Annotated in this window: 23 protein-coding genes; 7 read left to right on the top strand and 16 right to left on the bottom strand. The window is 60.8% G+C overall.

The features are described from left to right. Nucleotides 1-101: 101 nt before the first annotated feature. From F6X24_RS08550 to F6X24_RS08540, 3 genes are all read right to left on the bottom strand, one after another. A complete protein-coding gene (locus F6X24_RS08550; RefSeq protein WP_151087605.1) occupies nucleotides 102-521 on the bottom strand; it encodes a (R)-mandelonitrile lyase in 420 nt (139 codons plus the stop codon). Nucleotides 522-547: 26 nt separating this feature from the next. Beyond that, nucleotides 548-814: a hypothetical protein gene (locus F6X24_RS08545; RefSeq protein WP_151087604.1), complete on the bottom strand. Its 267-nt coding sequence runs from the start codon at nucleotides 812-814 to the stop codon at nucleotides 548-550. 100 nt (nucleotides 815-914) lie between these two features. After that, nucleotides 915-1,214, bottom strand: coding sequence for a hypothetical protein (locus F6X24_RS08540; protein ID WP_151087603.1), 300 nt, complete (start codon nucleotides 1,212-1,214; stop codon nucleotides 915-917). Nucleotides 1,215-1,342: 128 nt separating this feature from the next. Here F6X24_RS08540 and F6X24_RS08535 point away from each other — a divergent pair, with 128 nt between their 5' ends. The 3 genes from F6X24_RS08535 to F6X24_RS08525 all read left to right on the top strand — a co-directional run bounded on the left by F6X24_RS08535 (nucleotide 1,343) and on the right by F6X24_RS08525 (nucleotide 4,137). Beyond that, nucleotides 1,343-2,164: a hypothetical protein gene (locus tag F6X24_RS08535; protein WP_151087602.1), complete on the top strand. Its 822-nt coding sequence runs from the start codon at nucleotides 1,343-1,345 to the stop codon at nucleotides 2,162-2,164. Nucleotides 2,165-2,198: 34 nt separating this feature from the next. Beyond that, nucleotides 2,199-3,053, top strand: coding sequence for a rhomboid family intramembrane serine protease (locus F6X24_RS08530; RefSeq protein WP_151087601.1), 855 nt, complete (start codon nucleotides 2,199-2,201; stop codon nucleotides 3,051-3,053). An 82-nt stretch (nucleotides 3,054-3,135) separates the two neighbouring features. Next, entirely contained in the window at nucleotides 3,136-4,137 is a 1,002-nt protein-coding gene (locus tag F6X24_RS08525) for a zinc-binding dehydrogenase (RefSeq protein WP_151087600.1), read from the top strand. An 87-nt stretch (nucleotides 4,138-4,224) separates the two neighbouring features. Here F6X24_RS08525 and F6X24_RS08520 read toward each other — a convergent pair whose 3' ends face one another. The 7 genes from F6X24_RS08520 to F6X24_RS08490 all read right to left on the bottom strand — a co-directional run bounded on the left by F6X24_RS08520 (nucleotide 4,225) and on the right by F6X24_RS08490 (nucleotide 9,099). Continuing rightward, nucleotides 4,225-4,743, bottom strand: coding sequence for a hypothetical protein (locus F6X24_RS08520; protein ID WP_151087599.1), 519 nt, complete (start codon nucleotides 4,741-4,743; stop codon nucleotides 4,225-4,227). 60 nt (nucleotides 4,744-4,803) lie between these two features. After that, the gene (locus F6X24_RS08515; protein WP_151087598.1) at nucleotides 4,804-5,493 is read right to left on the bottom strand and encodes an OmpH family outer membrane protein; all 690 of its coding nucleotides are present in this window, start codon (nucleotides 5,491-5,493) and stop codon (nucleotides 4,804-4,806) included. 104 nt (nucleotides 5,494-5,597) lie between these two features. Continuing rightward, entirely contained in the window at nucleotides 5,598-6,554 is a 957-nt protein-coding gene (locus F6X24_RS08510; protein ID WP_229725433.1) for a succinylglutamate desuccinylase/aspartoacylase family protein, read from the bottom strand. A gap of 107 nt (nucleotides 6,555-6,661) precedes the next feature. Beyond that, nucleotides 6,662-7,606 carry a 30S ribosomal protein S6--L-glutamate ligase gene (gene rimK / locus F6X24_RS08505; RefSeq protein WP_151087597.1) on the bottom strand — a complete coding sequence of 315 codons (945 nt, stop codon included), beginning with the start codon at nucleotides 7,604-7,606 and terminating at the stop codon, nucleotides 6,662-6,664. Nucleotides 7,607-7,727: 121 nt separating this feature from the next. After that, on the bottom strand, nucleotides 7,728-8,240 hold the full coding sequence (locus F6X24_RS08500; protein WP_229725432.1) for an ATP-dependent zinc protease family protein: 513 nt from the start codon (nucleotides 8,238-8,240) through the stop codon (nucleotides 7,728-7,730). A 90-nt stretch (nucleotides 8,241-8,330) separates the two neighbouring features. Further along, the gene (locus F6X24_RS08495) at nucleotides 8,331-8,645 is read right to left on the bottom strand and encodes a 2TM domain-containing protein (RefSeq protein WP_151087595.1); all 315 of its coding nucleotides are present in this window, start codon (nucleotides 8,643-8,645) and stop codon (nucleotides 8,331-8,333) included. A 136-nt stretch (nucleotides 8,646-8,781) separates the two neighbouring features. Continuing rightward, the gene (locus tag F6X24_RS08490) at nucleotides 8,782-9,099 is read right to left on the bottom strand and encodes a 2TM domain-containing protein (RefSeq protein ID WP_151087594.1); all 318 of its coding nucleotides are present in this window, start codon (nucleotides 9,097-9,099) and stop codon (nucleotides 8,782-8,784) included. Nucleotides 9,100-9,269: 170 nt separating this feature from the next. Here F6X24_RS08490 and F6X24_RS08485 point away from each other — a divergent pair, with 170 nt between their 5' ends. Then, nucleotides 9,270-9,815 carry an O-acetyl-ADP-ribose deacetylase gene (locus F6X24_RS08485; protein WP_151087593.1) on the top strand — a complete coding sequence of 182 codons (546 nt, stop codon included), beginning with the start codon at nucleotides 9,270-9,272 and terminating at the stop codon, nucleotides 9,813-9,815. Between the two features lie 9 nt (nucleotides 9,816-9,824). Here F6X24_RS08485 and F6X24_RS08480 read toward each other — a convergent pair whose 3' ends face one another. Both F6X24_RS08480 and F6X24_RS08475 read right to left on the bottom strand, forming a co-directional pair. Beyond that, on the bottom strand, nucleotides 9,825-10,520 hold the full coding sequence (locus tag F6X24_RS08480) for a hypothetical protein (RefSeq protein ID WP_151087592.1): 696 nt from the start codon (nucleotides 10,518-10,520) through the stop codon (nucleotides 9,825-9,827). Nucleotides 10,521-10,558: 38 nt separating this feature from the next. Then, the gene (locus F6X24_RS08475; RefSeq protein WP_151087591.1) at nucleotides 10,559-11,446 is read right to left on the bottom strand and encodes a 4-hydroxy-3-methylbut-2-enyl diphosphate reductase; all 888 of its coding nucleotides are present in this window, start codon (nucleotides 11,444-11,446) and stop codon (nucleotides 10,559-10,561) included. Nucleotides 11,447-11,626: 180 nt separating this feature from the next. Here F6X24_RS08475 and F6X24_RS08470 point away from each other — a divergent pair, with 180 nt between their 5' ends. Both F6X24_RS08470 and F6X24_RS08465 read left to right on the top strand, forming a co-directional pair. Then, nucleotides 11,627-13,093: an MBOAT family O-acyltransferase gene (locus F6X24_RS08470; protein ID WP_151087590.1), complete on the top strand. Its 1,467-nt coding sequence runs from the start codon at nucleotides 11,627-11,629 to the stop codon at nucleotides 13,091-13,093. Between the two features lie 4 nt (nucleotides 13,094-13,097). Next, complete coding sequence (locus F6X24_RS08465; RefSeq protein WP_151087589.1) at nucleotides 13,098-14,039, top strand: hypothetical protein; 942 nt, start codon at nucleotides 13,098-13,100, stop codon at nucleotides 14,037-14,039. Nucleotides 14,040-14,080: 41 nt separating this feature from the next. Here the strand turns inward: F6X24_RS08465 and cmk are convergent, their stop codons facing one another. The 4 genes from cmk to F6X24_RS18945 form a co-directional block, all read right to left on the bottom strand. Further along, nucleotides 14,081-14,788 carry a (d)CMP kinase gene (gene cmk, locus F6X24_RS08460; RefSeq protein ID WP_151087588.1) on the bottom strand — a complete coding sequence of 236 codons (708 nt, stop codon included), beginning with the start codon at nucleotides 14,786-14,788 and terminating at the stop codon, nucleotides 14,081-14,083. Nucleotides 14,789-14,821: 33 nt separating this feature from the next. Continuing rightward, complete coding sequence (locus tag F6X24_RS08455; RefSeq protein WP_151087587.1) at nucleotides 14,822-15,229, bottom strand: hypothetical protein; 408 nt, start codon at nucleotides 15,227-15,229, stop codon at nucleotides 14,822-14,824. A 58-nt stretch (nucleotides 15,230-15,287) separates the two neighbouring features. Continuing rightward, nucleotides 15,288-15,920 (bottom strand): hypothetical protein, encoded by a 633-nt coding sequence (locus F6X24_RS08450; protein WP_151087586.1) that lies wholly within the window; start codon nucleotides 15,918-15,920, stop codon nucleotides 15,288-15,290. Between the two features lie 63 nt (nucleotides 15,921-15,983). Next, complete coding sequence (locus F6X24_RS18945; RefSeq protein WP_191906517.1) at nucleotides 15,984-16,154, bottom strand: hypothetical protein; 171 nt, start codon at nucleotides 16,152-16,154, stop codon at nucleotides 15,984-15,986. A gap of 80 nt (nucleotides 16,155-16,234) precedes the next feature. Between F6X24_RS18945 and ade the strand changes: the two genes are divergently transcribed. Continuing rightward, the gene (gene ade, locus F6X24_RS08445) at nucleotides 16,235-17,896 is read left to right on the top strand and encodes an adenine deaminase (RefSeq protein WP_151087585.1); all 1,662 of its coding nucleotides are present in this window, start codon (nucleotides 16,235-16,237) and stop codon (nucleotides 17,894-17,896) included. Nucleotides 17,897-17,924 lie beyond the last annotated feature (28 nt).

The following is a 17,924-nucleotide window of genomic DNA, read 5'->3' as shown; positions in this document are numbered from 1 at the left end:
GTGCCTCAGAAAAGAGAAAAGCCGAGCCTTAAGCTATAGCGCGCTGGTTTATAGTTTCTTAACTAATTCGGTAGCAGGCAGTCAGCTTGTGCGCCTGCCTGTTACGCATAGGCGGCCTGATAGTCGGCGTCCGTTACGCGCTCCAGCCACACGACCACGCCTTGGCTGGCAGCCGGGTTAATGGCAATATGCGTAAAGCGGCTATCGGCGGTAGCGCCGTGCCAGTGCACTACGTTGGGCGCAATGCTCACGGCTTCGCCGGGGTGCAGCAGTAGAGCGGGCTTGCCTTTTTCCTGGTAGTAGCCAGTACCGGCCGTGGCCACCAGCACTTGGCCATGAGGGTGCGTGTGCCAGTTGTTGCGGGCACCAGGCTCAAAGGTCACCTCCCCTACCACGCAATCCGTAGAGTCATTGGCCGGTACAAGCGGCTTTACCCAGGCTATGCCCGTGAAGTAGTCGGCGGGAGCCCGCGTTGCCCCAGCCGGGGCCGCGGGGCTTTTTTCCTGGTCGCTCATGCTCATAAGGTAGAATTGTGTTGCGTGACAGGTTAGCTGGCTGCGCCCCCGGCTGCCTTATTGGGGTCTTGGCCGGCATCAGGCAGCTCTTCTCCGCCTTCGAGGCCATTGGTTTGTTCGGCATCGCCGTAGCCGCCCCGGATGCCGGCACCATCGCTGCCCGCCAGCTCATCCTGAGTAGTTTCGGGGGTGTCCTGGGCGGGCGGGCGGGCAGTAGTATTTGAAGCGGAGCCAGCCGTTTTGCTTTCTTCGATGCCGGCGGGCCGGCCGGAATCAGGGGCAGGATTGGGAGTTATCATAATCAGGAAGTAAGCAAAAGTAGAAGGGTGAAGAAGTAGAAAACAGACAGCGTGCTTATAGAAAAGCCATCTATGATAACGCTAGCTGCTAGCAAATAAGCTAAAGAGTTACCTGACCGATAGCGGTACCGCTGGTGCCCGTGCCGCTGCTAACACCGGCCCCGGGAATCGCCCTGCTTGCGCCTTCGTCGGCTTTCTCCTCAGTCTCGATTTTAGCGGCGCGCTGGTCTTGGGCACTGCTGGAAGGGCGGGCATTGCCCCCACTGCCCGAGTTATCGTCGGCATTGCCACCATACAGGGCATCAGAATTGGTGGGGGCTTCCTGCCGGCCAATGGGCTGGTAATCGTCGGCTTGCACGGGCTGGGTTGCCTGGTCTTTTTCGGAGCGGGTGGTAGACATGAGGTTGACTGAAAAAGGATGTAGTAGCTGTACGCAGGCGGGCGTGGCTGGTTTGCGCGAGTATCTGAAGATTTATACGCATCTTACCCGCGTCAAACGCGGAACTGACCGCGCATTCTGCTTTTTCTATGTCTTCTGCCACCGATGTGCTGCGCGCTAAAACCGACGCGGAGCTCCAGTTTTTTGTCGATAACCCCAACTTCTACCACGCCGACCTTGTAACTACCGCCCGGCAGGAGCTGCGCCGCCGCGGCATTGCCCCGCCACGACCGGCAGCCGGCGAGGCAAGCGTAGCCACTGTCTACGACGAAGCCCCGGCTTCGAATCGGCGCCCGTTGGTACTGGGGCTTGTGCTGCTACTCCTCGTTGCGGGAGCAGCTGGCCTTTTCTGGAAAACCCACGCGCCTGCTTCCCCGCGCAGCCTGGGTAGGCAGCCCGATAAGCTGTCGCCCGAATCACTCAAGCTCGAATCAGTTGTGGCTACGCCTATTCCGACTTTCGACAATGACAGGAACGTAGCGCAGCAGCTGGCGCTGGTACCCACTGCCGAGCGCAGCAGCGCTTCGGCGCAGGCGCTGCGCCAGTATAAAGGCCTTTGTCTGCGCTTCTGGCGGGCCCAAAACCCCACCGTCTTTTTAATCAACCAGGCGGGTCGGCAGCAGTCGTACCAGGTGTATACTGCCCAGCTCAAGCTGGTGCAGGGGCAGTGGAACGACCTATATAAGGGTTTGGTGTACAGCTACAAGCTCACGCCAACCATGATGGACCACCTCGCCCGGATGCGCGTCATTGCCCGCATTCAGCGCATGACCCTCACCAAGCTGGAGGCCGCCGCCAGCAACAATATGCCGCTGGTGCTGGACGGCCGGACTCAGCTAGCCCAGGATACGGCCCGACACCTGCTGGCCCCCCTGCAACAGCGCGTTGCTCCCCTATCCATACACCTGTAAAACCTAATGGGCCCGTTTGGCGGTTAAGCAGGCAATGGACGTTTCCACCCCCGAGGCGGCCGCCGCGCACTTCGCCGAGCGCCCCGACGCCGAGCTGCTTTACCTGGCTCGCCACGCCAGTCGCTACCCGCCCGCCGTGGGGGCTGCTGCCGTGACCGAGCTTCAGCGCCGGGGGCTGGTGCCCGATGCCGCCGCACTGGCAGTAGCTGAGGTAGCCGCGCCGGCCATGCCCACCCCCGAAACCTGGGGCCAGGTGCTGCTACCCGTGCTGCGGAGCCTGTTCTGGCCTACCCGGCAGTACTGGGCCGTGCCGCTGCTGCTCAACCTCAACTTACTCGTGTGGCTGGCCATGACCCTGAGCGGGGTGTCGGCAACGGCCCCTTCCGGGCACGAGCTGGTTCGCTGGGGCTCCAACGTCTCGGGCCTCACCTGGCCCCACCAGCCGTGGCGGCTGCTCACCAGCCTGTTTGTGCACGCTGGCCTCACTCATTTGCTACTTAATGCCGCCAGCTTATGGCTGCTCGGGGTGCTGCTGGAGGCCCGCACGGGTGGCAGGCGCCTGCTGGCCGCCTATCTGCTTAGTGGCCTTGCAGCATCGGCGGCTACGCTGTGGTATCATAGCGGCGGCGTAAACTCGACCGGAGCCAGTGGCGCTATCTTCGGGCTTTATGGCTTGCTGCTGATGCTACTGCTCAGCAAAAAGATTGTGCTCGATAAATGGGACCGGCGCGGCATGCTGGGCCTGGTACTATACCTGGTACTTAGCAACTTGATTTCAGGTCTCACGGGTAATATCGACAATATTGCTCACCTGGGAGGCCTGCTAATGGGAATGCTGGTTGCGCTACCTATGCAGTTGACGATGACCAGCAGCCAGCATGGTAAATAGTTTATTTTTAATATATATTAATTTATTTATTATATAACTTTAACCTCTCCTGCAAAGCTTTTCTATCCATCTTTCTTAAACAATGCGCGCTCTTCAGCAAGATACACCACACCAGCCTGCCGTTGTGCGGGAAATTCCGACTCCGCAGCCCGCCACCGGCGAGGTATTGGTTAAGCTACGGGCAGCGGCACTCAATCACCGCGATGTCTGGATTCAGAAGGGTCAGTATGCCGGCATCAAGCTCCCCTGCACCTTAGGAGCCGATGGCAGCGGCGAAGTAGCGGCGCTGGGCGCGGGCGTTGAAGGCTGGACCGTGGGTGCGCCGGTAATTTTATACCCTGGGCTGGAATGGGGCGACAGCCAGCTGGCGCAAGGCCGCAGCTTTCGGGTACTTGGTATGCCCGACCCCGGCACCTTTGCCGAATATATTGTTTTACCTGCCCACTGCCTGCGGCCCAAGCCCGCGCACCTGAACTGGGAGCAGGCCGCCGCCCTGCCGCTGGCCGGCCTTACCGCCTACCGGGCGGCCTTTGTGCGCGCACAAGTGCAGCCCGGCGAGCGGGTGCTCGTAACCGGCGTGGGGGGCGGCGTGGCGCAGGTAGCCGCGCAGCTCTGTGCCGCCCGCGGGGCGCAGGTGTGGGTTACCTCGGGTGAGGAGGAAAAGATAACGCGTGCCCTGGCCCTGCCGCTGGGCCTGCGTGGAGGCATCAGCTACAAGCAGGCCAACTGGGGCCGCACGCTCACGCAGAGCACAGGAGGCTTCGATGTTATTATCGACAGCGCGGGCGGCGAAGCATTTGGGGCACTGCTCGACAGTGCGGCACCGGGCGGGCGCATCGTGTTCTACGGTGCTACGCTGGGCAATATTCCGCAATTGCCGTCCGCCAAGGTTTTCTGGAAGCAACTCAGTATTCTGGGCTCTACGATGGGCTCGGAGCAGGACTTTGACGCTATGCTTGCCCTGGTAAACGAGCAGCAGCTCGTGCCGATAGTTGATAAGGTATTTCCGCTGGCCGAAGGCGAGGCGGCGCTACGCTACCTCGAAGCCGGCCAGCAGTTGGGCAAGGTAGTGCTCACCTGCTAGTGCCCCGCACTGCTACGCCCAAACAGGGAAGTCCCGGCCAGTAAAGGCCGGGACTTCCCTGTTTCACAAGGCTTTTTCGCAAACAACTTACGTAGTGGAACCGCCTTTTTGGCTAAGCAGCAGGTCCAGCTTGGTATCTACGCCAGCCAGCTTTGTATCTACGCCGGCCAGCTTTGTGTCCATGTCGGCCAGCTTTGTATCCATGCCGACCAGCTTTGTGTCCATGTCGGCCAGTTTAATGTCTACGTCGGCCAGTTTAATGTCTACGTCGGCCAGTTTAATGTCTACGTCGGCCAGCTTTGTGTCTACATCAGACAGTCTCATAGTCACATCGGCCAGCTTCGTATTAACCTCTGCAAACTGGCCGCGCACCTCAAGCTTAAAATCTGCCAAGTCCGTTTTTACTTCGGCCATGTCAGTCTTTATTTCAATAACCTCGTGGAGCACGTAGCTCAGGCTGTCGCTATGTTGGGTAGCTACACTAATTAGCTGCTTAAGCTGAGCTGTGTGGCGGTTGAGCTGGGCCGTATGCTGGTCCAGGATAGCCATGCTCTCAGACATGAGTGGCTCGAGCTGGTCGAGGCGCTGGTCGGCGTTCATAGGCATGAGAAAGGAGTTAAAAGCAATAAACCACTATTCGCCAGCTAATATACAGTACCGCAGCTATTATTTCTTGTGGTACTCACTGTTCAAATAAGCCAGCACCGGCGCCGTGACGTCGAGGCCTTTCTCGCCGTAGGCAATGGTGCCGCTCGGGGCGGCTACTAGTATCATCTTGTAGCCGTGAGCCTTGCCATAGGCTTCTACTTTCTTATTTACGCTTTCGAGCACGGTCTGGGTTAGCTTACCTTCGGCTTCCTGGGCCTGGGCCTGAATTTTCTGCTGCTCGGCGGCCCCCTGCTGCTGCTGCTGCTGCAGCTTCTGCTCGGCGGCGGCCCGCTGTTCGGGCGTGAGGCCGGCGGCCGTTTTCTGGTACTGCTCTACGGCCGTGCGGAAGCTGCTGACGAGGGCTTGGTTCTGACGCTCCCAGCCTTTGGCCTTGCCTTCAAATGAGCGGCGGGCGTCCTTCATACCCTGGTAGCCATCGAGCAGTTTGGCCGACTCTACGTACACAATGGCCCCGGCCGCCGGGGCCGGGCCGGTGGGCACTGCGGCTACTGCCGGCGCAGCAGCCGGGGCCGACTCGGCGACGGGCGCGCTGGCAGTGGTATCGGCCACGGGGGCAGTCGTTTCGGTAGCGGCCACCGGTGCCACGGCGGGGGCCGCGGCTGGCCGCTGGTTGAAATGCAAAAAGTACAGCACCGCCACTGCAAGCAGCAGTACGGCATTAAAAGCTAGTTGGGCAGGATTTTTCATGTTCGCAAAGGTAGCATCATGCGCGAAGAACAAGCAGCAGCGCGCGATTTTTGCCAGGCAGCACCCCACACGGCTTCTTATTCTTATTAGTCAGGACCTATTCCCTAGGCTGGCATGGCCAGGTGCAGCAGGGCATCGCCCTGGTTTACTACCGGCATGTAGTTGAGGCCGATAACGTAGCCGCTCATTGTCGATTCGAGGCGTACGGCCTGCCCACCGTACGGGTCGGCGATGGAGCCGTATATCTGGCCCTCCTCCACATAGTCGCCCAGCCCCACATGCGCCCGAAACAGGCCGGCGTAGCGCGCCCGCAGCCAGCGGTGGCGGTGGCATAGTACGTTGGGCCGCGCCGGCGCCGGGCCTTCGGCCCCCATGCCCAGGTGGTGGAGCACCCGCAAGGTGCCCGCAATTGCTTCTTCAATACCTGGCTCGTCGAAACGCAGGCTCTCGCCGGTTTCGTATACAATAATGGGCTTACCCAGGGCGTGCGCCGTGGCCCGCAGCGAGCCCGGACGCAGGCGCGCGTGCAGCGTAAAGGGGGCCGCAAACGCTGCCGCCAGCGCATCAGTGACCGTATCCTGCCCCAGCACACAGCGCAGCTGCGGGTGGTTGGCCCGCGCCGCGCCCCCGGTATGGAAGTCAATGCCGTAATCTACGAGCGGCATAATCTCGCGCATGAACCGGTGCGCCACGCGGCTGGCGACCGAGCCGCGGGGATGGCCGGGAAAAGACCGGTTCACGTCCTTACCATCGGGCACTTCACGACTAAAATTCAGAAAACCATATATATTTAAAATCGGAATGGCGATAACCGTGCCATGCGTGGGTTGCAGCAGGTTGCGGCGAATAAGCCGCCGGATGGTCTCAATGCCGTTTACCTCGTCGCCGTGCATACCGGCCATCAGCAGCAGCACCGGGCCGGGCTCGGTAGAGCGGATAACGTGCACCGGCACGTCAATCACGGCCCCGGAGGGCAGGCGCGAGATAGCCAGCCGGGTAAGTATCTGCTCGCCGGGCTGAATCCGCAGCCTGTTCAGCAACAAAGTATTATCAATTGCCATCACCAAAGGCAGCCAGCGCCCCACCTGGGCCAGCCGTTAAGAATTACCGGAAAGCCGGGCGCGGCTCAAGAATCCGGCCAACTCTGGCGCGAGCCCGGCAGCGCTGCTTACTGGCCCTGTCCGTCGGCTTCGGGGCCAGCTTTCTTGTGTTTGGGCTTGCTCTTGCCGCCACGCTTACGCAGGGTGAGGGCGGCCGTGTAGTCGATAATACGGCCGGCAATGTCGAGCCCGGTGGCCTTCTCAATGCCTTCGAGACCGGGCGACGAGTTAACTTCGAGCACCAGCGGCCCGCGCTTGCTTTGCAGCATATCGACGCCGGCCACGCCCAGGCCCAGGGCCTTGGCAGCCAGCAGGGCCGCGGCTTTCTCGGCGCGGCTTAGCTTCACGAGCGTACCGGTGCCGCCGCGGTGCAGGTTCGAGCGAAACTCGCCTTCCTTCCCCTGACGGCGCATAGCGCCCACCACTTCGCCATCGACTACGAAGGCGCGCACGTCGGCCCCCTTGGCTTCGCCGATAAACTCCTGCACCAGAATGCGGGCCTTCAGGTTATGAAAAGCTTCGATAACCGACTGCGCGGCCTTGGCACTTTCGGCCAATACCACACCAAGGCCCTGCGTTCCTTCTAATAGCTTGATAATCACGGGCGCGCCGCCAACGAGCTCGATAAGAGCGGGCAGCTCGTCGGTGTCGTTGGTAAAGGCCGTTTTGGGCATTCCAACACCGGCGCGGCTCAAAATCTGCATTGAGCGCAGCTTATCGCGCGAGCGCACAATGGCCTGGCTTTCCACGGCGGTGCGCACCTTCATCATCTCAAACTGCCGCACCACGGCCGTGCCGTAGAACGTGACCGAGGCCCCGATGCGCGGAATAATCGCATCGGGCTTAACCAGCGCCTGCCCCCGGTAGAGAATGCTGGGCTGGCCTTTTTCGAGCACCAGGTTGCAGCGCAGGTGGTCGAGCACCTGCGCTTCGTGGCCGCGCTCGATAGCCGCTGCAACCAGCCGCTTGGTAGAGTACGACTGCGGCTCACGCGAAAGAATAGCCAGTTTCATAACAATTGGTAGGCAGGGCTCAGAGCAGCGTTTGGGTAGGCGGGCAGGAAACCCAAGGTCGGCCATAGGCAAGTGCTATGCGCCACGCAAGGGCCGTTTTTGGCTGGATTTCGCTACCAAACTACGTCTGAACCGCTTCATCGGTGGTTGGCACAGCTCCGGGCAATGGCTCAGCAGCCGGGTGCTCAGCCTTATACGACATATCGCGGCGGGCAACATCGACCACAAACCGACCCTGCCGGAGCAGCGAGCGCCCCAGCAGCACCGGGTGCTTGAGGTCGGAGCGGTCGGCCAATGAAAACTCGGTATCGAAGCGCTGCCCGTAGAGCTGCACCACCGTCCGGATGACATAGCGCGTCTGCACTTCACCGTTAGAGGAGCGGATGCTGCGCTGCGTAAACTCCCGAAACGCCAGCGGCCGGCCATCGGTGAGCGGGTGCTCGGGGTCGAGCAGGCGCACATGCAGCACGGGCTGGCCGGTTTCGGCGTCGGCTTCGAGGTGCAGGTCGGCGCAATGAATGGCGCTGGTATAAGCCCCGGTATCGACTTTGGCCACCACGCCGCGTAAAGCCAGGGCCGGCAGGTCAATCAGCTCGCGGCGACCGAGCAGGCGTTTGGGGGGGCGCTTCTTCATGATTGGAGCAAAAGGAAAAGAAGCAGGGAGCAGCTGCCTTGCTTCTGCCGGGCAAGTTCGCGTTAATTCCCCGTTTCTCCTTGCAGCTTTTTAATTCTCCCTGGCCAGCAGGCGCTCGTACTCGCGCTGGGTACGCTCGCCGCAGTTGAGACGGCTATAAACAGCTACTCCCTGCAAAGCCAGGCCAATGCCCCAGAAAAGGCTCGTCCATACGGGCCAGGGCAACTCGTGGCGCTCGTGGGCCTCGGGCACCAGTGCCCACAGCAGCCACAGGCCAGCATTAATGACGAGGTAGGTAAACAGGTGGCTCTGAAACTTGGTGCGGGCGCGGGCAATCTGCCACAGGCGCTGCTCGCGCAACGTGGTGGGGGCCGGGTTGTGGGCGGCGGGGCGGTTGGGCTGCATAGCTGAAAGCGTTTAAATGTTTGATAATGATAGTCAAAACTACATTTTTACCCTGCCCTCCCGCAAGTTGCCATTACCCAAGCGGCAAGCAATCGCACCCAAGCCGCTCAAACGTCTTCCGAAGTGACGCAGCGGGCTAAACCCCACGCTGCCTGGTCTGCTCCTGCGCCAGCAGGCGCTCGTACTCGCGCTGCGTCTGGCCCCGAAAGTACGGCCAGGCATACGTCCTGATTCCTTGCTGCACGAGGCCAATTCCCCAGAACACGGTCGGCCAAACCGGCCAGGGCAATAAGCCCGCCGTGCCAGGCGGCGATGGCAGCGCGGCCCACATCACCCACAGCCCGGCGTTCATAAACAAGTAGGTGAGCAGGTGGCACTGAAAGCTGATGCGGGCCTGCGCCAGCTGCCACAAACGTTGATTAGGGAAAGAATCGGAGGGCGGGGCAAGCTGCATAGTACGTTGGGGTAGGGTAGCAGAAAAAAGATAGCCAAAAATAGTTTTTTGCGTAACCCTACTGCAAGGCGCTACCCGCCGAGCAGTTAGTAGAGCCGCTAAACGGCTCGATACGGCTGGCGAACGGCTACCAGCAGCTTTACTTTCTATATCTGTTCTGTCATCAATGAATGCTGCGCCTCTTTCCCCTGAACACGCGCCTGCGCACCGAGCAGGCTGATATTACCAAGCTGGCTACCACGGCCATTGTCAATGCCGCCAACTCGTCGCTGCTGGGCGGAGGTGGGGTCGATGGAGCTATTCACCGGGCCGGTGGACCCGAGATTCTGGAAGAATGCCGGAAAATTCGGGCCCGGCAAGGCGGCTGCAAAACCGGCGAGGCCGTTATCACCACCGGCGGACGGCTGCCGGCCCGGTACGTCATTCACACCGTTGGGCCCGTGTGGAATAGCGGCCACAAGGGCGAGCCCGAATTGTTAGCCAACTGCTACCGCAACAGCCTGCGCATTGCCGCCGAGCATAAGCTCGACTCGGTGGGCTTTCCGGGTATCAGCATGGGCATTTATGGCTATCCCAAAGTGGCGGCGGCCGCTATTGCCCTGCGCGAGGTACAACAGTGGCTCGCGGCGCACGAATGGCCAAAGGAGGTTGTGCTGGTCGCGTTTGACGAGCAGACCAGGCAGCTGTATGAGAGTGAGCTGGAAAATATAGGATAATCCCAATTCTTACTTGTCAGCACGGGGGCCAGCAGTGCCGGTCTGGTGCGCATTATAGAGCATTACCAGGCCCAGCAAGTCGCGGTAATGAAACCGGGGGTCGGTGAGAACGGCGACGGCAGCCGGGTCGCTCTGAAAAAACGGAGTAAGCTGAGCCACAAGGTCGTGGCGCGCTATTTCTACCAGCTCACCCTGCCGCCGCAGATACCAGTGCCGCTTAGGATACACGAGGTAGCCCACGCTTACGCCGCCCAGCGGGGTAGTCCCAGCGAGAGGCACCTGTTTGGTTTGGGTGTAGTTGAATAGCTCCAGCGGGCCTTCGGCTACGCGGGTAGCCAGCACATGCAGCCGCTTACCTTTTACTACCATGTGCTCCAGATACAGCTCATTCACCTTGATAGTCTGCACCTTATCAACACTAATATTGAGCGGCTCGCTGCCAAACCGGCCAATTTCTTCGGGGTGGCGATAAAAGGGCAGCAGCCCGGCAAAGCCGACGGGGCTCAGGGGCACGTAGGCCGTATGCGTCTTGCCGTCGGCACCCAGAATTTCGGCCTTGCCGAAACCGAAGCTTTGGGTAGCCGCCTCGCCTTCATCAGTGGCTGCGCGCGTAGTATCGGCGGCAACCGGCAGCTGCTGCGCGGCAACCGGAACTCTGGTAGCGAACGACCCTATAAATCCCAACAAGAGTAGGTGTTTCTTCATAAGGCGCTACTCAACACATATATTTTTAAATATATTGCTTACGCAGCCACCGCCCGGCCCTCAACCCGGGCAGCTACCTGGCGCATGAGCCACAAGGGTGTGCTGGTAGCCCCGCAAATGCCCACCGACGACATTCCGGCAAACCACTCATCCTGAACATCGCCCTCGTTCTCAATAAAATAACTGTGCGGATTTACCGCGTTTACTACCGAGAACAACGCCTTACCGTTCGAGCTTTTGCGGCCGCTTACAAATAGAATAACGTCTTGCTCCTGAGCAAACCGGGCCAGCTGCGGCTCCCGATTGCTTACCTGGCGGCAAATGCTGTCGTTGGCGTCGAAGCTTTCCAGCGCGCCCCCGGCCGCGGCAATGCGCGCCTCTATCAGCGCCTTCATCTTATAGAAGCCCGCCGTGCTTTTGGTAGTCTGGCTGAAGAGCGTAACGGGCCGCCTGAAATCAATCTGGTCGAGGTCGGCCTCCGTCATCACAATAAGGGCCTGGTTACGCGTTTGGCCGGTGAGGCCGATAACCTCGGCGTGGCCCGGCTGGCCATAAATAACTACCTGGCCATTTTCGCGGGTGGTGGCATCGAAAGCGTGCTTCACCCGGTTTTGGAGCTTCAGCACTACCGGGCAGCTGGCGTCAATCAGCTCCAGGTTATTTTGCAGGGCCAGCTGGTAGGTTTCGGGCGGCTCGCCGTGCGCCCGGATAAGCACCTTGCAGTCGTGCAGGGTCCCGAGCTGCTCACGGTCAATCACGCGCAGGCCCTGCTGGTGCAGGCGCTCTACCTCCATGCGGTTGTGCACAATATCGCCGAGGCAGTACAGCGTATGACCTTCGCCGTGGCTCAGCTCATCTTCCGCCATCTGAATGGCGAACTCAACCCCAAAGCAATACCCTGAGTTTTTATCGATGGTTACCTGCATGATAGCTACCAAACCCCCCGATAAGCCCTTGGGTTCGCTGGGGCAAAGGTACGCCGGCCGCCGCTGGTTGTGCATAACCCTGCTGGCGAGGGCACGACAGCCGACGCTACTGCCTGCCGGGTAGGCAGGCTGCCCGGACATAGCCCTTTCCGACGAACTTTGCGGCCCCACTTCTGGCCGATGCTATTCAACTCGCTTCATTTTCTTGTCTTTTTTCCGCTGGTCGTCGGGCTGTACTTTGGCCTGCCGGCCCGTTGGCGGGGGCCGCTGCTGCTGGTAGCCAGCTACTACTTCTACCTAAGCTGGCGCCCCATTTATGGCGCGCTGCTGGCCGCTACTACGCTGCTCGACTACTTTAGCGGGGTGCGCATGAGCCGGCTGGCAACCAGGCCGCAGCGCCGGCCGTGGCTCTACCTCAGCCTGGCCAGTAACCTGGGTACCCTATTCGTTTTCAAGTACTTTAATTTTTTTCGCGATGCTGCCGTGGAGCTGGCCGCCGCCGCGCACCTGCCGCTGGTGGCGCCCACGCTGGCCCTGGCCCTGCCGGTAGGCGTGTCGTTCTACACGTTTCAGTCGGTAGGCTATATAGTAGATGTTTACCAGGGGCGGCTGGAAGCCGAGCAAAACCTGGGGCGCTTTGCGCTATTCGTGGCTTTCTTTCCGCAGCTGGTGGCCGGCCCCATTGAGCGGGGCGGGCAGATGCTGCCGCAGTTTCGCCAGGCCCATGCTTTCGACTACGGCCGAGTGGCCAGCGGACTGCGCCTCATGGCCTGGGGCATGTTTAAAAAAGTAGTTATCGCCGACCGCCTGGCCCAGATGGTGACGCCCATCTTCGACCACCCGCGGCAGTACCAGGGGCTGCCGCTGGTGCTGGCCGTGGCGGGCTTCACCATCCAGATTTACACCGATTTTTCGGGCTACACCGACCTGGCGCGCGGCGCAGCACGGGTGCTGGGCTACCAGCTGGTGCTCAATTTCCGGCAGCCCTATTTTGCGGCCTCGGTGGGCGATTTCTGGCGGCGCTGGCACATGTCGCTTTCCAACTGGTTTCGCGACTACGTATATATTCAGCTGGGTGGAAATCGCCGGGGTCAGGCCCGTACGTACGCCAACTTATTCACGGTTTTTCTGCTGAGCGGCCTCTGGCACGGAGCCAGCTGGACGTTTGTGGCATGGGGAGCCCTCCACGGCCTGTACCTGGTGGCCGAAGGCTATACCAAGCCCGCCCGCGCGGCCCTGGCCCGTACGCTGGGCCTGGCGGCTCGCCCGCGGCTGTTGCACGGCCTGGGCGTGGCTTCCACCCTGGCGCTGGTAGCCTACGCCTGGATTTTTTTCCGGGCCAATACTCTTCCCGACGCGCTTTACATCAGCACGCACCTGTTCCGGGGCTGGGGGCAGCTTACGCTCCACGAGGCCGTGCTCACCACTGGTCACTTTTTACTAAACTACCCGCCTGAGGCGGCCGTGACGCTGGGCGCCGTAGCCCTGCTGCTGGCCGTAGACCTGCGCAACGAATACCCGGCCTGGGCCGCCCGCTGGCGCCGGCCGGCCGCGCCGGTGCGGTGGGTTGGCTACGCAGCGCTGTTATTGGCTACGCTGCTGCTGGGCTTTTTCAATAGCACCCAGTTTATCTATTTCCAATTCTGAGGCTATGCGCAAGCTCCTTTTTCAGCTGCTGCTGCTGCTGGGCAGCGTCGGGCTGGTAGCTGGCCTGCTGCTGCTGCCGGCGCTGCGGCGGCCCTACCTCGATGCGTTTTACACGCGCTTTACCACGCCGCCGGCCGCCTCGCTGGTGATAGGTACTTCGCGGGCGGCGCAGGCTGTGCTGCCCACCGTGCTGCAGGCCCGGCTGGGTCAGCGCTTCGAAGGGCCGTGGCTCAACTACGCCTTTACCCTTTACCAGTCGCCCTACGGCCCGAGCTACCTGGCTAGTATTCAGCGCAAACTAGCCCCCAACACGCACAATGGCCTGTTTGTAGTAGCCGTCGACCCGTGGTCGCTCTCGGTAGCGCGGCCTACCAGGGCCCGGCCGCCGGCGGGCTTTCCCGAAGATAAGCTGATGATAGGCCAGCTCCGCAACGTCAGCCAGAACCCTAATCTGGACTACCTCGTCCATTATATTAATTTTTCACTATATCGATTATTACTTCACGATACGGCCAAGGTCGTGGAGCGCCTGCACCCCGATGGCTGGCTGGAAATCGCCCTGCCCTCGCCCCTTACCACTCCGGCCCGCACCCGGCAGCGCGAAACCGAGCGTCTTGCTACTTACCACCAGCTGGCGGCGGCCAGCCAGCCTTCGGCGGCGCGGCTCGCCAGCCTGCATCAGCTTATCACCTTTTTAAAAGGGCACGGCCGCGTAGTGCTGGTGCGGGTGCCCACCGGCCAGGCCATGACTGCCCTGGAAGCCGCTTACCAGCCCGATTTCGACCAGCAGATGCAGCAAACCAGTCAGGCGCTGGGCGTACCTTATCTCAACTACGCGGGCCAGCCCTACCTTACCACCGACGGTAACCACCTCTGGCGCGGCGCGGCGCACGCGTTCAGCCTACGCTTGGCTGAAGATATTGATTCACTGACTACTAAGCGGTAAGAACAGGGATTCGTTGTTGCAAAGTACCCATTGCCCGTAACCTACCCATTCACCTTGTGGGCATAGGCGGCAAAAAGCGCCGATGATACTTTATCCAACACAAAATCGACCTGCTCGGTAATGGTAATGTGGGTGGTATCGAGCAGCACGGCATCGTGGGCGCGGCGCAGGGGGCTTTCGGCGCGGGTCGAGTCGATGTGGTCGCGCTTGCGCAGGTTTTCGATGATGTCGGCCAGCGCTACGTGCTCGCCTTTGGCTGCCAGCTCTTCCTGGCGGCGGTGGGCACGCACTTCCACATCGGCCGTCATAAAGATTTTGACTTCCGCATCGGGAAAAACGGTGGTGCCGATGTCACGGCCGTCCATTACCACGCCGCGCTTACGGCCCATGCGCTGCTGCTGGGCTACCATGGCATGGCGCACCTGCGCTATTACCGACACCTCGCTCACGGAGTTGGAAATCCGCATCTGGCGAATGTCATCCTCCCTTATTTTATCGTTCAGGCACAGCTCGTTGCGGCCCGTGCGGCGGTTGCGCTTAAAGCTGATGTGAATATCATCGCGCAACGCCTGTTCCACCCGCGACATATCGTTGAAGGCAATGCCGTTTTCCAGTAAAAAGAGCGTAACGCCCCGGTACATGGCCCCGGTATCGAGGTAGGCATAGTGCAACTCGGTAGCAACTGCCTTCGCAGTAGTGCTTTTACCGCACGAAGAATAGCCATCAATGGCGATAACGAGGTTTTTCATAAACACGCGAAAACGGCCATTGGCCCCGCAAGATTACGAAATCCAGCGCTTTTTTGCCCCGGCGGCGCCCGCCAGCCGCTGCGGCACCGACCTGAAAAAGGCCGCTACCGAAGCCTGCGGGCCCTTATCCAGCTGCTCATTAACCAAATAAAAAGGATTAAAAAAAAGCCGATTAGCCAGCCCAACGCCGGTGCTGCCGTCGGGGCCGGCGGCCCACTCGGCCTGGTAGGCCTGCACGAGGCACTGGCCAAAAAAACAGCCCAGTGCCGTGACTACCCCCGCACGGTCGGGCGATGAGGGTGCCAACTCGGTACGCTGCACCTCAATAAAGTGGTCGAGCTCCAGCACGGCGGCGGCATCAAAGGCTGGCAGGCCCAATTGCTGGCGCACCTGCTCGGCGGCAGCTTGCAGGGCGGTTACTTCAGGGGCGTTTTCGGGCATCGGGCGAAGGTAGGCAGAAGCTGGGCTGCTGAGCGCGACGGGCAGCCGTGCAAAGCGGCTATTTGGTGCCGCTGGTGGCCTTCCAGCGCCCATAGGCGGTGAGCAGCTCGGGCAGCTGCTCGGGTATGATATTGGGGTCCAGCTCGAGCTGCTGGGAGAGCGCCGGGTAATCGTGCAGCACCTTCGCCAGGGCCATCCGGAACTGCACCTTACTGGGCGGCAGCACGGCCAGAGCCTGGGGCTGGGCCGGGCGCGTGAGCAGGGTATACACCACAGGCGGCTGCGGGGCCGGCAGCACAGCCACGTATTCAGTTACATAGAAACCAGCCTGGTGGTACAGGTTGCGGGTAATAAGGCTCGGGTAATGCTGGGCCGGCCGCGGAATATCCACCTCCTGCACTATTGAGAAAGTATCGCGCCCAATCGTGAAGGCTCGTACGCTATCGGCCGGATAAACCAGGGCATATTGCGGCTTATGGTCGGCATCGCTCACGCTCAGGCTGCGGGCATCGTAGAGCAGCTTGGCGCGCTTCCAGTCGCTTCCTCTTTTTAGCTGGTAGGTTCCGGTCTTAAAGCTGGTGGGCGGCGTATGTATCACTACGACCGGAGCCATTGGGGGCACATCTGTCTGCTGGGCAGCCACCGGGCCAGCAACTAACAGCAGAGCACTGAGCTTGTAGAGATGTTTCATCGGGTAAATAGCTGTGTAAGGCAAAACAGCGGCTAACATACCGGATAAAATCAATAGTTGCAACTAATGTCCACAAGGACAGGGCACCGACTTGCCGCCGCTATGGTGGCGGTACCAGCGGGTTTTCTGCTGCAAGGAGCCGTGGCCGGCGCAGCCGCTGGTAGCCAGCAGGGCTGCCAGGGCCAGAAACAGGGCTGGCCGAGCCAGTAAACGGTCATTTGTCGATAGCTTCACGGCGCGTTTTTTTACAAAAATACTTTTTTCTGACCCAATTCGCTACGCGGCCTGGGCCCAACTTCTTTTCCCTGAACCGTATGCCGGCTGATTTGGTGCTCTCTGTTAATCTGGTTGATATTGCGGCGCGCACAGTGGGCCCGGCAACGCTGCGCGTGGTAGCGGGCCGGGTGGCGGCGGTGGAGCCCGTGGCCGGAGCAACGCACCCCAACCCTGCCCTGCCCTACGCGCTGCCGGGCTTTGTCGATGCGCATGTACACGTCGAGAGCTCGCTGCTGGTACCCAGCGAGTTTGCCCGGCTGGCTCTCACCCACGGAACCGTAGCCACGGTATCAGACCCCCACGAAATCGGCAATGTGCTCGGCGTAGCCGGCGTGCAGTATATGCTCGACAATGCGGCAGCCGGGCCGTTTAAGTTCTGCTTTGGCGCGCCCAGCTGCGTGCCGGCCACGCCCTTCGAAACGGCCGGCGCTACCATTTCGGCCGCCGATATTGAGCAGCTTTTCCAAAACCCCGCCATCGGCTACCTGGCCGAGATGATGAACTGGCCCGGCGTGTTGCAGCGCGACCCCGGGGTGCTGGAAAAAATAGCGCTGGCGCACCGCTACGGCCGCCCTGTCGATGGCCATGCGCCGGGCCTGCAAGGGGCCGATGCCGAGTGCTACGCCAGCGCCGGCATCAGCACCGACCACGAGTGCTTTACGGCCGCCGAAGCCCAGGATAAGCTGGCAGCCGGCATGAAAATCCTGATTCGGGAAGGCTCGGCGGCCCGCAACTTCGATGCCCTCATCGAACTGCTGCCTCAGCACTACGAGAATATCATGTTCTGCTCCGACGACAAGCACCCCGATACTCTGTTGCTGGGCCATATCAACCAGCTGGTGCAGCGGGCCGTGGCCCTCGGTTACTCGGTGTTCGATGTGCTGCAAGCCGCCTGCCTCAATCCGGTTGCGCATTATGGCCTGCCCGTGGGCCAGCTGCGCATCGGCGACCATGCCGACTTTATTCTGGTTGATAATCTGACTGATTTTACGGTTCAAAAAACCTTCCTGAATGGCGAGCTGGTGGCCGAAAACGGCCAATGCCTGCTGCCCGCCACGCCAGTTGCAGTGGTCAACAATTTTCACGCCGCCCCGATTGCCCCGGCTGCCCTGACCTTACCAGCACCTCGGGCAAGCCAGGAGCAGGCAACTTACCCGGTTATCGAATGCTTTGATGGGCAGCTTATTACCGCGCGGCGCAACCTGGAGCTGCCGGTCGTCGACGGCCAGCTTCAGCCCGACCCGGCCCAGGATGTGCTCAAGCTGGTGGTCCTCAATCGCTACACGCCGGGGGCCGCGCCGGCCGTGGCCTTCATCAAAGGCTTTGGGCTGAAGCAGGGCGCCCTGGCCAGCAGTGTTGGCCACGACTCGCACAACATTACGGCCGTAGGCTACGACGACGCCCGCCTGGCGCGCGCCATCAACCTGGTAGTGGCGGCGCGGGGAGGCCTGGCGGCGGTCGATGCCGCTGGTAACGAGCACGTAGTGCAGCTACCCGTAGCCGGCCTCATGTCGGACCGCCCCGGCCCGGAGGTGGCGGCAGCCTACTCAGCGCTCGATAATTTTGCTAAGACGCAGCTTGGCTCAGGCCTGCAAGCCCCGTTTATGACCCTTTCGTTTATGGCCCTGCTGGTTATTCCCAGCCTTAAGCTCAGTGATAAAGGCTTATTTGACGGCGAGCGGTTTGAGTTTGTGTCGTAAAACACAGTGCATTTACTATATTTTACCC

Origin of the sequence: Hymenobacter baengnokdamensis (assembly GCF_008728635.1) — a bacterium.
Classification (GTDB): domain Bacteria; phylum Bacteroidota; class Bacteroidia; order Cytophagales; family Hymenobacteraceae; genus Hymenobacter; species Hymenobacter baengnokdamensis.
This window is presented reverse-complemented; position numbering and strand designations above follow the sequence as displayed.